This is a genomic window from uncultured Aliiroseovarius sp., assembly GCF_947497285.1.
Taxonomy (GTDB): domain Bacteria; phylum Pseudomonadota; class Alphaproteobacteria; order Rhodobacterales; family Rhodobacteraceae; genus Aliiroseovarius.
Window position 1 is genome coordinate 184,804 of sequence record NZ_CANMFT010000007.1, and the last position, 14,898, is coordinate 199,701.

A 14,898-nucleotide genomic window follows, 5' to 3' on the forward strand; every position below is an offset into this window, starting at 1 on the left:
TAAGGACAGAGGATGAGCACGCCTGATCAGTCCAATGCGATTTTACTGTTTCGCGACGACCTGCGGCTGTTGGATCACCCCGCGCTGACCGCTGCGGCGCAGTCGGGCCAGTGCCTGACCTGTGCGTTCATTCTGGACCCGGATGCGCCTTACGCGCCCGGTGGTGCGCGGCGCTGGTGGCTTCACCATGCGTTGGACTCGCTGACAAAGCAGTTGGCTGACCTCGGTGGGCAACTGGTGTTGCGCACAGGTGCGACGGCCGATGTATTGGCTGATCTGCGCAAGGAGACAGGCGCGACCCATATCTATTGGTGCCGACGCTACACCCCCGACGAGGTCGCCGCCGACACCGCGTTAAAGGCCGATCTGACCGCACAAGGCTGCACCGTGCACAGCCATCCCGGCAGATACCTGCTGGAGCCATGGCGGGTCACGACCAAATCCGGCACGCCGTTTAAGGTGTTCTCCCCCTTCTGGCGCGCCTGCCGCGAAGAAATCCGCACCGCGGGGCTTGGCGACCCGTTGCCGGTGCCGAAGGACATCACGTTCGCCGATGAAGTCGCTTCCGTCTCGCTTGATGAATTCGACCTGTTGCCCAAAGCGCCCAATTGGGCCGAAGGGTTCACACCGCTGTGGCAGCCCGGAGAAGAGGGCGCGCTGGACCGGCTGGACGCGTTTCTGGAAGAGGGCGCGCAAGGTTACGCCAAGGGGCGCGACTTCCCGGCGGAACCGCACACCTCGCGCCTGTCGCCCTTCTTGCAGTCCGGCAACATAAGCCCGCGCCAGATCTGGGCGGCGCTGGACCGTGCCGAGCATCTGGGCCAGATGTCGGGCCGTGATGCCGAGAAGTTTCGCGCAGAACTGGGCTGGCGCGATTTCGCGGCCTATCTGCTGTTTCACAACCGCGATTTCGAGGACACCGAGTTTCAGCCTAAATTTCGCGACTTCCCATGGCGCTATGACACGGATGACCTGACCGCATGGCAAAAAGGCCAGACCGGATATCCCATCGTCGATGCAGGCATGCGCGAGCTTTGGCAAACCGGATACATGCATAACCGTGTGCGCATGGTGGTTGCGTCCTTTCTGGTGAAACATCTGCGGATCGACTGGCGTGCGGGGCGCGATTGGTTCTGGGATACGCTTGTGGATGGTGATCTGGCCTCGAACGCGGCCAGTTGGCAGTGGGTGGCGGGTTGCGGCGCCGATGCCGCGCCGTATTTCCGCGTGTTCAACCCGATGACACAAGCCGAAAAGTTTGACCCGGACGGGGCCTATATCCGCCAATACGTGCCCGAAATCGCAAGCCTGCCGGACAAATATCTGGCGGCACCATGGACGGCCCCGGCGGATGTGCTTGCCGACGCGGACGTTGTTCTTGGCACAACGTATCCCCAGCCTATGGTGGATCACGCAACCGCGCGGAACGCAGCGCTGGAGACGTTTAAGTCCCTGTCGAATTCGCCAACGGACCCCGACTGAACGACCATCAAATCCAATCCTTCACTTGACCGTTACACTTTCCATGCCATCATGGGCTGGGTTTGGAGGTGGAACATGCTGGAATTTTTGCCAAAAGAGGTGCGTGAAGGGCTGGAAGCCGCACGCAAGAAAGACCTCAAGAAGAAAAGCAGGCTTCGGATTCGTGTGAACGAAGAGGTCTTTCCAGTGCTGAAATTCTGGGAAACAGGGTTTTCCCTGGACGCCGAACGCGCGCCCCATCTGCGCGGGCTTGTAGACCTCTATGACGGGTCGCGACACTTATATCAGTGTTTGATCATCGCGTCCGAAGAAGAAGAGGGGCAAATGAAATACGACTTCAAGCGCAAGGCCGAAGCGCATGACCACGCGCCCCTTGATTTCGCGCCGGAAGAGAGCGCGCCTGTCGCCCTGATTGAAGAGAAACGCTAGTCAAAGCGTGCCGGATTTCGCCAGTGGTCACGGGGTGATTTCGACTTCGGTGCCGATGGGTGTTACGCCCCATAACTCCTCGATCTCAGCGTCAGAGAGCGCGATGCACCCATCTGTCCAATCGTGCAATATCGGTTCGAAACGTTGTCGTCCGTTGGGCTGGCCGTGAATGAAGATATCGCCACCGGGGCTGACACCATCGGCAGCGGCACGTGCCCGGTCTTCCGCCAAGGGGTAATTGAGCCCCAAAGACAAATGGAACGCGCTTTGATCATTTCGCCGGTCAATCTTGAAAATGCCTTCTGGTGTTTTGCCATCACCTTCGAGCATCTTGTCGCCCTCGGGCGTGAAGCCCAGTGCGATTTCGTATGTGCGAACGATCGTGTCGTCTTGAAAGACCGTCATCTTACGCTCTGACTTGTCGATCAGGATGCGGTCGATCTGCCCGTTGATCGGTTCTAATGTCGCCGGTGGGGCAGGTGGCGTATACCGGTCCCAGAGGATCACGCTGACCAACCCAATCGAAGCCAATAGGGACAGGCGAGAGAAGAAGCGGGCCAATCTGTTCATGGCGCGCATTTGTTACATGCGCGCCACTTGTTCAAGCCCGAATAACAATGTGAATCTCTCTGGGCGATTCCCTGCCGTCAACGGCACTATTGAAGGTCGCTGAATGCCCGCTTCATGCGCGCCACGGCGTCTTCGACCCGCGCGCCTTGGGTGGCGAGGTTGAAGCGCTGGAACCCATCGCCACCGGTGCCGAAGGCCGGGCCGGGGCTGACAGCGATCTTGGCATCATCGCGAATGCGGGCCTCAACTTCCTCATGCGACATACCGGTGCCTGCAAAGTTGACCCAAGCCAGATAAGTGGACTGCAGGGGCATGGATGACACGCCCGGAATGCTGTTGATGCCTTCGTCGAACAGGGCTTTGTTGCGCGCCAGATGGGCGATCTGTTCATCCACCCAAACCGCCCCTTCGGGCGAATAGGCTGCGGTGATCATCGCCACGGCCAACATGCCGGGTGCATAGTCCAGCTTGTTGAGCTGGTTGTGCATCTCGGCCCTCAGCCGACTGTCCGGGATGATCATGTTGCCGGTGCGCTGGCCGGCGATGTTGAATGTCTTTGACGGAGCGGTCAGTGTCACCATCCGCGATCGTGCGTCAGGTGCCGCAACCGCCATCGGAACGAATGTGTTTCCGGGATAGACCAGATCGTGGTGGATTTCGTCCGACACCAGCAACAGATCGTTGCGGTCCGCAAATTCAGCCACCGCGCGCAGTTCGTCTTCGCTCCAAACCCGGCCCGAGGGGTTTTGCGGTGAACACCACAGAAGTATCTTTTCGTTGCCTGTCAGGCGCGATTGCGCGTCGTCCAGATCAAGCTCATATCGGTTGCCGTTTAGGGCCAGCGGACATTCCACCACCTCGCGGTTGTTCTTCCGGACTTTATGCGCGAATTCATGATAGACGGGTGTGAAGATCACGATACCGTCGCCCGGTTCGCTCCAGACGTTCAGGCACAGGGCAATCGCATTGCCCAGCCCCTGACTGGTCAAGACCCACTGCGGGTCGACATCCCAGCCGTGCCGGGTCTTCATCCACCACGCGACGGCGTTCAGATACTCGGGATATTCCCAAGAATAACCGAAAACACCGTGATTTGCGGCACGCTTTACCGCATCAATTACACATGGAGCTGTGGGGTAGTCGCTGTCGGCGGTCCACATGGCCAGCCCGTCTTCGGGGGAGACGCCAAACAGCTTCTCCATCTTGTCCCACTTGGACGAATGGGTGCCTCGGCGGTCGATGATCTTGTCGAAACTCATGGGGTCTCCTTTCTGGTGGCACGGTAGCGGTTTGGACGGCAGGTGCAAGTCGAGTTGCGTCATGTGTGACAAGAGGTTTCACCGCTTCGTTCTGACGCAACCATTGCGCAGCGAGCGCTCATCCCCTAAATCCACCGCATGAGTATTAAACCGATCCTTATTCACCCTGATCCGCGCCTCAAGAAGGTTGCCGAAGCGGTGCCAGATTTGTCTGACGAGCTGCGCCAGTTGGCCGACGACATGCTGGAAACCATGTATGACGCGCCGGGCATCGGTCTGGCCGCGCCGCAGGTGGGCGTGTTGACGCGGCTGATCGTAATGGATTGTGTACGTGACGACAGCGAGCCGCCCCAGCCGATGATCATGTTCAACCCCGAGGTTATTCTGTCGTCCGACGATCTGAATACTTACGAGGAAGGCTGCCTGTCGATCCCCGACCAATACGCTGAAGTGACGCGCCCGGAAGAGGTCTCGGTCCGTTGGGTCGACCGTGACGGCAACGTGCAGGAGCGCGATTTTGACGGACTGTGGGCGACCTGTGTGCAGCACGAGATCGACCACCTGAACGGCAAGCTGTTCATCGACTATCTGAAACCGCTGAAGCGGCAGATGATCACCCGCAAGATGCAAAAGCTGAAACGCGAAATGGCGCGGATGTGACCCATCGCCCGTTTCTGAGATATCCGCACAAATGCCTGCGCACAGCGGCTGAGCCGGTGGCCGAGGTGACGGATGACACCCGCGTGATATGGGACGAGATGATCGAGGCGATGGACGCCATGCCGGGCGTTGGTCTGGCGGCCCCTCAGTTGGGGATCATGCAGCGTCTGGCGGTCGTCGATGCGTCGGACGAACGGGGCAAGGCGGTCCGGATGGCGAACCCGGAAATCCTGCACCGCTCGATCGAATTTCGCGACCATGAAGAAGCCAGCCCGAACCTGCCCGGCGTGTCAGCCGTGATCAGCCGCCCGCGCGCGGTCACGGTGCGGTTTCTTAACGAAGACGGTGCGGAGCAGGAACAGGATTTCGTCGGCATCTGGGCCACCTCGGTCCAGCACCAGATCGACCATTTGAATGGGCGGATGTATTTCGACAATCTGTCCAAGGTGAAGCGCGATATGCTGATCAAGAAAGCAAGGAAACTGGTGCGATGAGGCTGGTTTTCATGGGCTCGCCCGATTTTTCGGTGCCGGTGTTGGAGGCTCTGGTGGATGCTGGGCACGACATCGCCGCTGTCTATTGCCAGCCCCCACGCCCCGCCGGGCGCGGCAAGAAGGACCGGCCCGGTCCGGTTCATGCCCGGGCCGCGGAACTGGGGCTTCTGGTGCGCCATCCGGTGTCGTTGAAGGGTGCCGATGAGCAGGCGGCGTTTGCCGCGTTGAACGCTGACGTTGCGGTGGTCGTGGCCTATGGCCTGATCCTGCCGCAAGCAGTTCTTGATGCGCCCAAGCATGGGTGTCTGAATATCCACGCCTCGCTTCTGCCCCGCTGGCGGGGGGCCGCGCCCATTCATCGGGCGATCATGGCGGGGGACGCCGAGACCGGCGTTTGCATCATGCAGATGGAGGCTGGGTTGGACACCGGCCCGGTTCTGCTGCGCGAGGCGACACCGATTGGCGCTGAGGAAACCACCGCCCAGTTACATGACCGCCTGTCCGCAATGGGTGCGCGTCTGATTGTTCAGGCGCTGGACCGCTTGCCCGACCTGACCCCCGTGCCGCAACCTGAGGACGGTGTCACCTATGCCCACAAGATCAACAAGGCCGAGGCGCAGGTCGATTGGACCCGCCCGGCCGTTGAGATGGACCGGCTGATCCGTGGGCTGTCGCCGTTTCCCGGTGCGAAATGCGATATGGGGGGCGAACAAGTGAAGCTGCTCGCGTCGCGTGTCGTGGATGGCTTGGGGGCGCCCGGTCAAGTGTTGGACGGTCTGACCATCGCATGCGGTGAAGGCGCTGTCGAAATCCTGCGCGCCCAACGGCCCGGAAAGCGCGCGATGGACAGCGCCGATTTCTTGCGTGGCTTCGATCTGCCTGAACGGGTGGGTTAACCCCTTACAATTTGCAGCCTGCACAGCCATATTAACGGCATGCCTGTAATCATGCTTATCATTATTGGTGCGGCGGCCGGGTTTCTGGCCACTCGGATCATGGACCTCAGAACTGACGTGGCGACGACTGTTGCCATCGGTGTGGCCGGTGCGCTGATTGGCGGCTTGCTGCTGCGGTTCATTCTGATGCTGACAGGTCTTGCTTTCGGCTTTGTCGGTGCGGTGGTCGGTGCGGTTTTCGTAATCTGGCTGTGGCAACGGTATAGCGGTCGGTCGTGACGCTCTTTCTGACGTTTCTTTAAGCATTGGTTAACCAATCGACACCAAAGTCGTCCCATGATGGTTCGGTTTTTGGTCTTGGCGCTTGGTGTGCTTCTTTTTTGCAATGACCCGGCATTGGCCGGAGCTTGGCCGCGCGCCAAGGGCGACAGTTTCGTTTCTGCGCATGTAAGCTCAGAAACCGAAAGCCCCACGGATATCACGCTGGTCAGCGGTTATGGTGAATATGGGCTGACCAATCGTTTCACCTTGGGTGGCGGGTTGGACTATGATGTCACTCAAAAGGATATCCCCTTTGCTCAGATCTTTGGCCGCTGGCATTTCCCGGACAGCGAAGGCGCGCTTCGCAAAGCGTTGAGCCTTGGAATCGAAGGGAACGAAGAAAACCAGTTCCTGACACCAGCATTTCATCTTGGTCGGGGGTTCGAGACAGCACTGGGACCCGGCTGGTTGGACGTCGAGTTTAGTGCGCAGGTCTCAACCGACACATGGGGCTCGGACTTTGGTGCCTATGCACTGGTCGGGCTTAAGCCGCACAAGCGTGTCATGACGATGATGGCGCTTGATGTGCTGACAGTGGGGGATAGCGTGCAGATCAATGCCATCCCATCAGTCGCGTGGGAGTTTGGCGATGGAAGACACATGCATCTTGAATGGACCCGTGCTGTAGAAGGCGCAATCAAGGACGAAGTCGCCCTGGGTCTGTGGCTGGAATTCTGACCTGTCTGGGTCCAAGCGTTAGTCTTTGAAAGGCGCCATTCCGGCGCGGGCCAGTTCGTCTGCGCGTTCGTTTTCCGGGTGCCCTGCATGCCCTTTCACCCATTCCCAGGTCACATGATGGCGTGCCTGGGCGTCATCCAGACGTTGCCAAAGCTCGACGTTTTTCACCGGCTTTTTAGACGCGGTTTTCCACCCGTTTCGCTTCCATCCATGGATCCAACCCGTTACCCCGTTTTTCACATAAGCACTGTCTGTGATGACCGTAATGGCACAGGGTTTGCCCAAGGTTTCAAGCGCGACAATCGCCGCCATCAGTTCCATGCGGTTGTTGGTGGTCTCAGCTTCGCCACCTTTCAGGTTGCGTTCTTTGACGACGGTGTCGCCCTCTCGGGCCTGCAAAAGCGCACCCCAACCGCCGGGGCCGGGGTTGCCAGAGCAAGCGCCGTCTGTGTAGGCGAAGAACTCAGCCATCCCGTTGTCCTGCCATGTCTGTCAAAGCGATATACCCCGGAAGCGACCCCATTCTGCTGAGCCAAGCGCGCACATTCTTGAAGGGTGACAGATCAAAGCCGCCTCGGCTTTCGGCGGTGTGGGTATAAGCATACAGGCTGATATCCGCGATGGTTGGCCGATCGCAGCAGAGCCAGTTGCGGCCCTCCAGCCCTTGATCCAGAATCGCCAGAAGGTGCTGACCGGAACTTAGCAGATCGCTCAAAACCTCGGGTGTCGCCTCGCGCGCAAGGTGGGGATAGCACAACAGCGAGGCGCGCACGGCGATGACCGGCTCGTGTCGGTTTTGTTCAAAGAACATCCAGCCAAGCATCTGCGCCTGGGACAAAGAGTCGGTCGGCACCCAATCGGTGCCGCTTGCCAGATACCACAAGATGGCATTGGATTCCCCAAGCACTTCGCCAGTTTCAAGGTGCAACGCAGGCACCTTGCCTTGTGGCAACTTGCCTTCAGTCTTTGCTGCGTCCAGTGCAGCCGATTGCGTTTCACACGCGACGTGTTGGTACGGTCGTCCGAGCAGTGCCAGCAACAACCGCACCTTGTAGCTATTGCCAGAGCTGGGCATGGAGTAGAGGGTCAACATGTCAGGTATCTCAACTTTACCAACGACTTACGCGGGTTCGCGCAAGACACGCGGCACTTTGAACTCGATGTCTTCCTTGGCGGTTTCAACCCGTTCGACAGTGACATCGAACCGGTCGCGAAAAGCGTCGATCACCTCGTCCACAAGAACCTGTGGGGCGGATGCGCCCGCCGTCAAACCGACCGATCGGATGCCGTCGATGGCGCGCCAGTCGATCTCTGTCGCACGTTGCACAAGCATGGCATAGTCGCAGCCGCTGGCGCGGGCGACTTCGACCAAGCGGCGCGAGTTGGAGCTGTTGGGCGCCCCGATCACCAGGAGGGCATCCACCTTGGGCGCCACGGCTTTCACGGCCTCTTGCCGGTTGGTGGTGGCATAACAAATGTCTTCTTTGTGTGGGCCGATGATCTTGGGAAACCGCGCCCGCAGTGCCTCGACGATAGCGGCGGTGTCATCGATGGAAAGAGTTGTCTGGGTAATATACGCCAACTGGTCCGGGTCGCGGGGTGCAAGATGGGCCACATCTTCCACGGTTTCGACCAACAACACCTCGCCTTCGGGCAACTGACCCATCGTGCCGACGGTTTCGGGATGTCCCGCGTGTCCGATCATGACCATCTGAAGGCCGGATTGGTGGTGGCGTTCTGCTTCGATGTGGACTTTGGAGACCAACGGGCAGGTCGCATCAACATAGACCATTTCGCGCCGGCTTGCCTCGGCAGGGACTGCTTTGGCCACGCCGTGGGCCGAGAAAATGACTGGCCGATCATTCGGGCATTCGTCAAGCTCTTCGACGAAGACAGCCCCCTTTGCGCGCAACCCATCCACGACGAATTTGTTGTGCACGATCTCGTGGCGCACATAGATTGGCGGCCCCCACTTTTCGATCGCCATTTCGACGATCTTGATGGCACGGTCCACCCCGGCGCAAAAGCCGTTGGGCGCAGCAAGAAACAGTTTGAGGGCGGGCTTTGTCATGGGGTCCTCCGATGCAGCAATGGCTACGCATTTTGTCCCGAAAGGTCTAGTGCCTTGCAAACCTGACCGCGGCACAGGCACGCGGGCGCTTGCACATAAAAAGGCCGGAGAAGTCCCCGGCCTTTAGCGTGCTGCTAACTTAGGTTACGCATCCGGCGCGTCGGTGCGTTCAAATTCCCGAGGCGGGCGACCGATCACGTCCTTCAGTTCCTCCAGCTCAATGAAATTATCCGCCTGGCGACGCAATTCGTCTGCGATCATAGGCGGTTGGCTGCGGATGGTTGAGACGACAGAAACGCGAACCCCCTGCCGTTGCAACGCTTCGACCAGGGGTCTGAAATCGCCGTCACCAGAGAAGATCACAGCGTGGTCGATATGTGGCGCAAGTTCCAGCGCATCGACAGTCAGCTCGATATCCATATTGCCCTTGACCTTACGCCGACCCATCGAGTCGGTGTATTCTTTCGCGGGCTTGGTCACCATCGAAAAGCCGTTGTAGTGCAGCCAGTCCACCAAGGGGCGGATTGGCGAATACTCGTCATTCTCAAGCAGGGCGGTGTAGTAGAACGCACGCAAAAGCTTGCCGCGTCGCATGAATTCCTGCCTGAGAAGTTTGTAGTCGATGTCAAAACCCAGCGATTTGGCGGCCGCATAGAGATTTGAACCATCAATGAACAGCGCAAGCCGTTCGTCTCGATAGAACATAATTGATCCTTTCAAATTCTCTTCGCTGATCAAATCCGTGAGTGGTAATGAAGAAAACAATCAACGAAGAAACACCCGATGCAATCTAGGGACTCGACACCGTGTCGCAAGTAACAATTTGGCAAGATACCTGTCCAAAAGTGCTGGTTTTACTTGGAAGTAACGCCACGTCAACTTTGGAACAGTCAGCAAAAATAGTGCGAGACGCAATTCGTCATCTTGCCGCACTGGGCCTGAGAATCACCCATATCGGGGATTATTATAGCACAGCTTGCTTTCCGGTGGGTGCGGGCCCTGATTTCGTGAATGTTGCAATCGGACTGGACAGCGACTTGGCCGCAAAAGACCTGTTGGCATTGTTCCATCAGGTGGAAGACGCATTCGGTCGCGAACGTCCATCGCGCTGGGCGCAGCGCACACTTGATATCGATCTGGTGGCCTATGAATCGCAGGTCCTGCCGGATGCTGAGGTTCTAAGGCAATGGATGGATCTTCCTTTGGAGGACCAAAAAAGGATTGCCCCTGACCAATTGGTTCTACCGCACCCAAGGATGCACGAACGCGCATTTGTGCTGATTCCCTTAGCCGACGTCGCCCCAGACTGGATCCACCCCATCACAGGCAAAACCGTGCGCGAGATGGCTCATGACCTGCCAGAGGCGGACAAAAAGGGCGTAATCGCCATTCCGTCCCCCTGAATCAGCCCTGTTTTCGCTTGTATATGCGCGGCAAGGGCCCTAGATAGGCGTTTCACATCCCCTTGCAAGGAATGGAGTTAAGTCATGGCCCGCGTGACGGTTGAAGATTGCGTAGACAAAGTGCCGAACCGGTTTGAACTGGTGATGCTTGCGTCGCATCGCGCACGAGAGATTTCGGCAGGCGCCGGACTTACGGTCGATCGTGACAACGACAAGAACCCTGTCGTTGCCCTGCGAGAAATTGCAGACGAAACCCAGACAGCTGACGAACTGCGCGAGCGCATGATCGAAAGCCATCAGACCGAGATCGAAGTTGACGAACCCGAAGACGACAACATGTCGCTTCTTATGGGTGCAGAAGCGTCTGACAAACCGGCTGATGATGACATGTCTGAAGAAAAGCTTCTGCGTGCGCTGATGGAAGCGCAAGGTCAGGGCTAAGGGGCGCTTAGACCCCGCGGGTGGCGGACCGGATGAACGATCTTCCAGATCTTGACCTTGATCTCGATGGGCTGGTTGACCGGATCCACCGCTACAACCCGAAATCCAAAACTGATTTGATCCGTGCGGCGTATGAATATGGCGCACGGATGCACGAAGGTCAGACCCGCCATTCTGGCGAGCCCTATTTCACGCACCCTTTCGCTGTCGCCGAGATACTGGCGGACATGCGACTGGATGATGCGACCATCATCACAGCGCTTTTGCACGACACGATCGAAGATACCGGATCAACCTATTCCGAAGTCTCGAAGCTGTTTGGCAGCGATGTCGCAGAGCTGGTGGACGGGGTCACCAAGCTGACGAACCTGCAGCTTAGCTCCTCTGAAACGAAGCAGGCCGAAAACTTCCGCAAGCTTTTCATGGCAATGTCCAAGGACCTGCGCGTGATTTTGGTGAAGCTTGCCGACCGATTGCACAACATGCGCACCATCCGCGCGATGCGACCTGACAAGCAGGTGCAGAAATCGCGCGAGACAATGGATATCTACGCACCGCTTGCCGGGCGCATGGGTATGCAGTGGATGCGTGAAGAACTGGAAGACCTGGCCTTTCACGTGCTGAACCCAGAAGGCCGCAGTTCGATCATACGTCGGTTCTTGCGGCTTCAGAAAGAAAGCGGCGATGTGATCGAAAAGATCACGAGCGATATCAGGCTGGAGCTGGACAAGGCTGGCATCGAGGCAGAGGCTTTTGGTCGCGCCAAAAAGCCCTATTCGATCTGGCGCAAAATGGAGGAGAAGAACCAGAGCTTCTCGCGCCTGTCGGATACCTATGGTTTTCGCGTCATCACCGAAAACGAGGCTGATTGCTATCGTGTTCTGGGGGTGATCCATCAACGCTGGCGTGCCATTCCGGGGCGGTTCAAGGACTATATCAGTCAGCCCAAATCCAACGGCTATCGGTCGATCCATACAACCGTTTCCGGCCGGGATGGAAAACGGGTCGAGGTGCAGATTCGCACCCGCGAAATGCACGACGTGGCCGAGGCAGGCGTGGCCGCGCACTGGTCCTACAAGGATGGTGTGCGGGCAGAGAACCCGTTTGCCGTTGACCCGGCCAAGTGGATTTCATCGCTGACGGAGCGGTTCGAAGCCGCAGAAGATCATGACGAGTTTCTAGAGCATGTGAAGCTTGAAATGTATCAAGACCAAGTGTTCTGTTTCACGCCGAAAGGCGAAGTTGTGAAGCTGCCGCGCGGTGCGACGCCGCTGGATTTTGCCTATGCGATCCACACCCGAATTGGCGACAGCTGTGTTGGGGCCAAAGTGGACGGTATCCGGGTGCCTCTGTGGACACGCATCAAGAACGGCCAGTCGGTCGAGATCATGACAGCCGAAGGGCAAAGCCCCCAAGCCACGTGGATCGACATTGTGGTCACAGGGCGCGCCAAGGCCGCCATTCGCAAAAGTCTGCGCAGCGTGGATCGCGATCGGTTCGTGCGGTTGGGGCGGGAACTGGCGCGCGTGGCATTTGAACATGTGGGGCGCAAAGCAACAGACAAAGCACTGACCACGGCCGCCAAGCAAATGCGCCTGAAGGACGCGTCAGAGCTTCTTGCGCGCCTTGGCTCGGCAGAGCTGCAGGCCCGTAACGTGATCGAAGCGCTCTATCCGGAAATTGCTGCCGAAGAAGACGAGATTGACGGCGATTCCTTCGTGATTGGGCTTGAGGCTGGGCAGGACTTTGCCCGCGCGCAATGCTGCCAGCCTGTTCCCGGTGAACGGATCGTGGGTATTTCGTATCGCGGCAAGGGTGTGATGGTGCACACGATCGACTGTGAAGCGCTGGCCGAGCTGCACGAAGACAGCTCGCGTTGGGTTGATCTGCACTGGCATGCCGGACAGCATCCGCCTATTCACACCGTCAGTTTCAGCCTGACCATTTCGAATGATGCGGGCGTGCTGGGGCGAATTTGCACATTGATCGGCGAGCAGAAGGCCAATATCTCGGACCTGAGGTTTTTGGATCGGAAGCCGGATTTTTACCGTCTGATTGTTGATGTGGAATTGCGCGATATCGAACATTTGCACGCCATCATGCTGACACTTGAAGCGGATAGTGACGTTGCCGAAGTTCGTAGGCACAGGGATATCACCCGCAAACCGTAGTTCGCCGTTATTGGCCGAAAGGGATCACCCGTGTTCAAGAGAAACCCGCGCTCCTATCTGCGTATAATCGCGGAGTTTTTCTATCCGCGCGGGGGCTGGTATCGGGCGGCGCAGTATGTGATCCATCGGCTCAGACGGCTTCCGGACCCCGCGCACAGGATATCGCGAGGGATTGCGGCGGGGATATTTGCCTCTTTCACGCCGTTCTTCGGGCTGCACTTCCTAACTGCAGCGATCTTGTCATGGATCATGCGTGGAAATGTGCTGGCGTCCCTGCTTGCCACCTTCATAGGCAATCCGATCACCTTTCCCCTGATTGCTGAGCTTTCGGTCAATCTTGGCAATGCGATGTTGGGTTTGCCATCGGATGTTCACCTGCCCGAAATCGCCGCGCAGTTTGCCGGGGCGACCACCGATCTTTGGGCCAATCTACGCGCCGGGTTCACCGAGGATGTGGCGGATTGGTCGCGCCTTTCGCAGTTCGTCGACCGGGTGTTCTATCCCTATCTGGTTGGCTGCCTTGTGCCTGGGATCGTCGCCGGAACGGCCGGGTATGTGCTCGCCAATCCCTTGATCCATGCCTATCAGCGGCGGCGCATCAAGAAGCTGAAAGAGCGATATGAAAAACGGCTGAGCGCGCGACCTGACAAGGCTGGCGATAGCGTTGAAAACCGGTAAGACTGGGCTGACAAATGCCACCACCTGCAAGAAAGGGCGCGCGACATGACCAAACAGGGCGGCAAACTTAGACTTGGCGTGAATATCGACCACGTAGCGACGGTGCGCAATGCGCGCGGAGGTGCTTATCCGGACCCGGTTCGCGCCGCGAAGCTGGCTGAAGAGGCCGGGGCTGATGGCATCACCGCCCACCTTCGCGAAGACCGGCGGCACATCCTTGATGATGACATTGAACGGCTGGTGGCAGAGCTGGCGGTGCCTTTGAATTTCGAGTGCGCTGCAACCGACGAAATGCAAGCGATCGCGCTTCGTCATAAGCCGCACGCGGTCTGCCTCGTGCCGGAAAAGCGCGAAGAGCTGACCACCGAAGGCGGGCTGGAAGTTGCGCGTCAGGACAACAAATTGGCCGAGTTCATCGCCCCGCTGCGCGACGCTGGGTGTCGTGTATCGCTGTTCATTGCCGCTGACCCAGAGCAGATCAAAGCCTCTGCCCGCATTGGTGCTGCGGTGATCGAACTGCACACAGGTGCCTATTGCGATCTGCATGCCGAAGGTCGGTTTGACGAACGCGACGCAGAGCTTGAGCGCCTGCGCGAAGGCGCGACGCTCGCCCATTCGTTGGGACTAGAGGTGCACGCGGGCCACGGTTTAACCTATGACACCGTCGCCCCCATCGCCGCGATGCCCGAGGTGATGGAACTGAACATCGGCCATTTCCTGATTGGAGAGGCAATCTTTCGCGGACTTCCCGACGTTCTTTCCGAGATGCGTCGTTTGATGGACGCGGCGCGTGGATGACGGGCCTCGATCGCCCTCAACGGAGGCCTGAATGATCCTTGGCATCGGCACGGACCTTGCGAATATCGACCGGATCGCGGGCACGTTGGACCGGTTCGGCGATCGTTTCCGCCACCGCGTGTTCACCGAAACCGAGCTGGCAAAAGCTGCGCGTCGCAAAGACGAGGCGGGCACCTTGGCCAAACGCTGGGCGGCGAAAGAGGCGTGCTCGAAAGCGTTGGGCACCGGGCTTGCCATGGGGATCAGCTGGCGCGACATGGCGGTCAGCAACCTGCGCACGGGTCAACCGGTCATGGCGGTGACGGGCTGGGCGGCAGACCGGCTTGCTGAAATGACGCCTGACGGCCACGCGGCGACGATCCACGTCACTCTGACGGATGACCACCCTTGGGCGCAGGCTTTTGTGGTGATCGAAGCGCGACCGGTCGAATTCACTTCGGATTGATGGCAAAGGCGGCGGGGTCAACTTGACTCCGCGCGCGCATCCGCCCATATCGCCCACACCCCCAAAGGGCCGGCGTGGATCGGCTCGACCCAAAGAGGCAGA

19 protein-coding genes are annotated in these 14,898 nt (G+C 58.7%); 13 read left to right on the forward strand and 6 right to left on the reverse strand.

From position 1 onward, the window contains the following. The first annotated feature begins 12 nt into the window (after positions 1-12). Positions 13-1,482: a deoxyribodipyrimidine photo-lyase gene (locus Q0864_RS13405; RefSeq protein WP_298570760.1), complete on the forward strand. Its 1,470-nt coding sequence runs from the start codon at positions 13-15 to the stop codon at positions 1,480-1,482. A gap of 75 nt (positions 1,483-1,557) precedes the next feature. Then, positions 1,558-1,911 carry a hypothetical protein gene (locus Q0864_RS13410; protein WP_298570761.1) on the forward strand — a complete coding sequence of 118 codons (354 nt, stop codon included), beginning with the start codon at positions 1,558-1,560 and terminating at the stop codon, positions 1,909-1,911. A gap of 27 nt (positions 1,912-1,938) precedes the next feature. Here Q0864_RS13410 and Q0864_RS13415 read toward each other — a convergent pair whose 3' ends face one another. After that, on the reverse strand, positions 1,939-2,481 hold the full coding sequence (locus Q0864_RS13415; protein ID WP_298570763.1) for a L,D-transpeptidase: 543 nt from the start codon (positions 2,479-2,481) through the stop codon (positions 1,939-1,941). An 86-nt stretch (positions 2,482-2,567) separates the two neighbouring features. After that, a complete protein-coding gene (locus Q0864_RS13420; RefSeq protein WP_298570765.1) occupies positions 2,568-3,740 on the reverse strand; it encodes a MalY/PatB family protein in 1,173 nt (390 codons plus the stop codon). 138 nt (positions 3,741-3,878) lie between these two features. Between Q0864_RS13420 and def (Q0864_RS13425) the strand changes: the two genes are divergently transcribed. From def (Q0864_RS13425) to Q0864_RS13445, 5 genes are read left to right on the forward strand one after another with little or no spacing between them, the layout of a single operon-like run. Continuing rightward, complete coding sequence (gene def, locus Q0864_RS13425; protein ID WP_298570767.1) at positions 3,879-4,400, forward strand: peptide deformylase; 522 nt, start codon at positions 3,879-3,881, stop codon at positions 4,398-4,400. Next, on the forward strand, positions 4,397-4,894 hold the full coding sequence (def, locus tag Q0864_RS13430; RefSeq protein ID WP_298570769.1) for a peptide deformylase: 498 nt from the start codon (positions 4,397-4,399) through the stop codon (positions 4,892-4,894). Before def (Q0864_RS13425) ends, def (Q0864_RS13430) begins: the two co-directional genes overlap by 4 nt. Beyond that, complete coding sequence (gene fmt, locus Q0864_RS13435) at positions 4,891-5,790, forward strand: methionyl-tRNA formyltransferase (protein ID WP_298570771.1); 900 nt, start codon at positions 4,891-4,893, stop codon at positions 5,788-5,790. Before def (Q0864_RS13430) ends, fmt begins: the two co-directional genes overlap by 4 nt. Positions 5,791-5,829: 39 nt before the next feature. Continuing rightward, positions 5,830-6,069: a GlsB/YeaQ/YmgE family stress response membrane protein gene (locus Q0864_RS13440; protein WP_298570773.1), complete on the forward strand. Its 240-nt coding sequence runs from the start codon at positions 5,830-5,832 to the stop codon at positions 6,067-6,069. Positions 6,070-6,126: 57 nt separating this feature from the next. Then, entirely contained in the window at positions 6,127-6,789 is a 663-nt protein-coding gene (locus tag Q0864_RS13445) for a hypothetical protein (RefSeq protein ID WP_298570775.1), read from the forward strand. 18 nt (positions 6,790-6,807) lie between these two features. On the opposite strand, the gene rnhA is transcribed toward Q0864_RS13445, so the two are convergent. From rnhA to Q0864_RS13465, 4 genes are all read right to left on the reverse strand, one after another. Next, the gene (rnhA, locus tag Q0864_RS13450) at positions 6,808-7,260 is read right to left on the reverse strand and encodes a ribonuclease HI (RefSeq protein WP_298570777.1); all 453 of its coding nucleotides are present in this window, start codon (positions 7,258-7,260) and stop codon (positions 6,808-6,810) included. After that, the gene (locus Q0864_RS13455; protein WP_298570779.1) at positions 7,253-7,882 is read right to left on the reverse strand and encodes a glutathione S-transferase family protein; all 630 of its coding nucleotides are present in this window, start codon (positions 7,880-7,882) and stop codon (positions 7,253-7,255) included. The genes rnhA and Q0864_RS13455 overlap by 8 nt, the downstream gene beginning before the upstream one ends. 27 nt (positions 7,883-7,909) lie before the next feature. Beyond that, entirely contained in the window at positions 7,910-8,860 is a 951-nt protein-coding gene (ispH, locus tag Q0864_RS13460; protein ID WP_298570781.1) for a 4-hydroxy-3-methylbut-2-enyl diphosphate reductase, read from the reverse strand. A gap of 144 nt (positions 8,861-9,004) precedes the next feature. Beyond that, positions 9,005-9,565: an NYN domain-containing protein gene (locus Q0864_RS13465; protein WP_298570783.1), complete on the reverse strand. Its 561-nt coding sequence runs from the start codon at positions 9,563-9,565 to the stop codon at positions 9,005-9,007. Positions 9,566-9,666: 101 nt separating this feature from the next. On the opposite strand from Q0864_RS13465, the gene folK reads away from it, so the two are divergent. The 6 genes from folK (at position 9,667) to acpS (ending at position 14,796) form a co-directional block, all read left to right on the forward strand. Beyond that, positions 9,667-10,263, forward strand: a complete 597-nt coding sequence (gene folK / locus Q0864_RS13470; protein WP_298570785.1) for a 2-amino-4-hydroxy-6-hydroxymethyldihydropteridine diphosphokinase — start codon at positions 9,667-9,669, stop codon at positions 10,261-10,263. 84 nt (positions 10,264-10,347) lie between these two features. Then, positions 10,348-10,704 carry a DNA-directed RNA polymerase subunit omega gene (gene rpoZ, locus Q0864_RS13475; RefSeq protein WP_298570787.1) on the forward strand — a complete coding sequence of 119 codons (357 nt, stop codon included), beginning with the start codon at positions 10,348-10,350 and terminating at the stop codon, positions 10,702-10,704. 32 nt (positions 10,705-10,736) lie between these two features. Continuing rightward, positions 10,737-12,875: a bifunctional (p)ppGpp synthetase/guanosine-3',5'-bis(diphosphate) 3'-pyrophosphohydrolase gene (locus tag Q0864_RS13480; protein WP_298570789.1), complete on the forward strand. Its 2,139-nt coding sequence runs from the start codon at positions 10,737-10,739 to the stop codon at positions 12,873-12,875. A gap of 30 nt (positions 12,876-12,905) precedes the next feature. Continuing rightward, positions 12,906-13,553, forward strand: a complete 648-nt coding sequence (locus Q0864_RS13485; protein ID WP_298570790.1) for a DUF2062 domain-containing protein — start codon at positions 12,906-12,908, stop codon at positions 13,551-13,553. Positions 13,554-13,598: 45 nt separating this feature from the next. Next, complete coding sequence (locus tag Q0864_RS13490; RefSeq protein WP_298570791.1) at positions 13,599-14,351, forward strand: pyridoxine 5'-phosphate synthase; 753 nt, start codon at positions 13,599-13,601, stop codon at positions 14,349-14,351. A gap of 31 nt (positions 14,352-14,382) precedes the next feature. Next, positions 14,383-14,796, forward strand: coding sequence for a holo-ACP synthase (gene acpS, locus Q0864_RS13495; RefSeq protein WP_298570793.1), 414 nt, complete (start codon positions 14,383-14,385; stop codon positions 14,794-14,796). The last annotated feature ends 102 nt before the right edge of the window (positions 14,797-14,898 follow it).

Excerpts from the sequence above, each read along its gene's own strand:
- Q0864_RS13405 (WP_298570760.1), top strand. The coding sequence starts at position 13 with ATGAGCACGCCTGATCAGTCCAATGCGATTTTACTGTTTCGCGACGAC.
- Q0864_RS13410 (WP_298570761.1), top strand. The coding sequence starts at position 1,558 with ATGCTGGAATTTTTGCCAAAAGAGGTGCGTGAAGGGCTGGAAGCCGCA.
- Q0864_RS13415 (WP_298570763.1), bottom strand. The coding sequence starts at position 2,481 with ATGAACAGATTGGCCCGCTTCTTCTCTCGCCTGTCCCTATTGGCTTCG.
- Q0864_RS13420 (WP_298570765.1), bottom strand. The coding sequence starts at position 3,740 with ATGAGTTTCGACAAGATCATCGACCGCCGAGGCACCCATTCGTCCAAG.
- def (WP_298570767.1), top strand. The coding sequence starts at position 3,879 with ATGAGTATTAAACCGATCCTTATTCACCCTGATCCGCGCCTCAAGAAG.
- fmt (WP_298570771.1), top strand. The coding sequence starts at position 4,891 with ATGAGGCTGGTTTTCATGGGCTCGCCCGATTTTTCGGTGCCGGTGTTG.
- Q0864_RS13440 (WP_298570773.1), top strand. The coding sequence starts at position 5,830 with ATGCCTGTAATCATGCTTATCATTATTGGTGCGGCGGCCGGGTTTCTG.
- Q0864_RS13445 (WP_298570775.1), top strand. The coding sequence starts at position 6,127 with ATGATGGTTCGGTTTTTGGTCTTGGCGCTTGGTGTGCTTCTTTTTTGC.
- rnhA (WP_298570777.1), bottom strand. The coding sequence starts at position 7,260 with ATGGCTGAGTTCTTCGCCTACACAGACGGCGCTTGCTCTGGCAACCCC.
- Q0864_RS13455 (WP_298570779.1), bottom strand. The coding sequence starts at position 7,882 with ATGTTGACCCTCTACTCCATGCCCAGCTCTGGCAATAGCTACAAGGTG.
- ispH (WP_298570781.1), bottom strand. The coding sequence starts at position 8,860 with ATGACAAAGCCCGCCCTCAAACTGTTTCTTGCTGCGCCCAACGGCTTT.
- Q0864_RS13465 (WP_298570783.1), bottom strand. The coding sequence starts at position 9,565 with ATGTTCTATCGAGACGAACGGCTTGCGCTGTTCATTGATGGTTCAAAT.
- rpoZ (WP_298570787.1), top strand. The coding sequence starts at position 10,348 with ATGGCCCGCGTGACGGTTGAAGATTGCGTAGACAAAGTGCCGAACCGG.
- Q0864_RS13480 (WP_298570789.1), top strand. The coding sequence starts at position 10,737 with ATGAACGATCTTCCAGATCTTGACCTTGATCTCGATGGGCTGGTTGAC.
- Q0864_RS13490 (WP_298570791.1), top strand. The coding sequence starts at position 13,599 with ATGACCAAACAGGGCGGCAAACTTAGACTTGGCGTGAATATCGACCAC.
- acpS (WP_298570793.1), top strand. The coding sequence starts at position 14,383 with ATGATCCTTGGCATCGGCACGGACCTTGCGAATATCGACCGGATCGCG.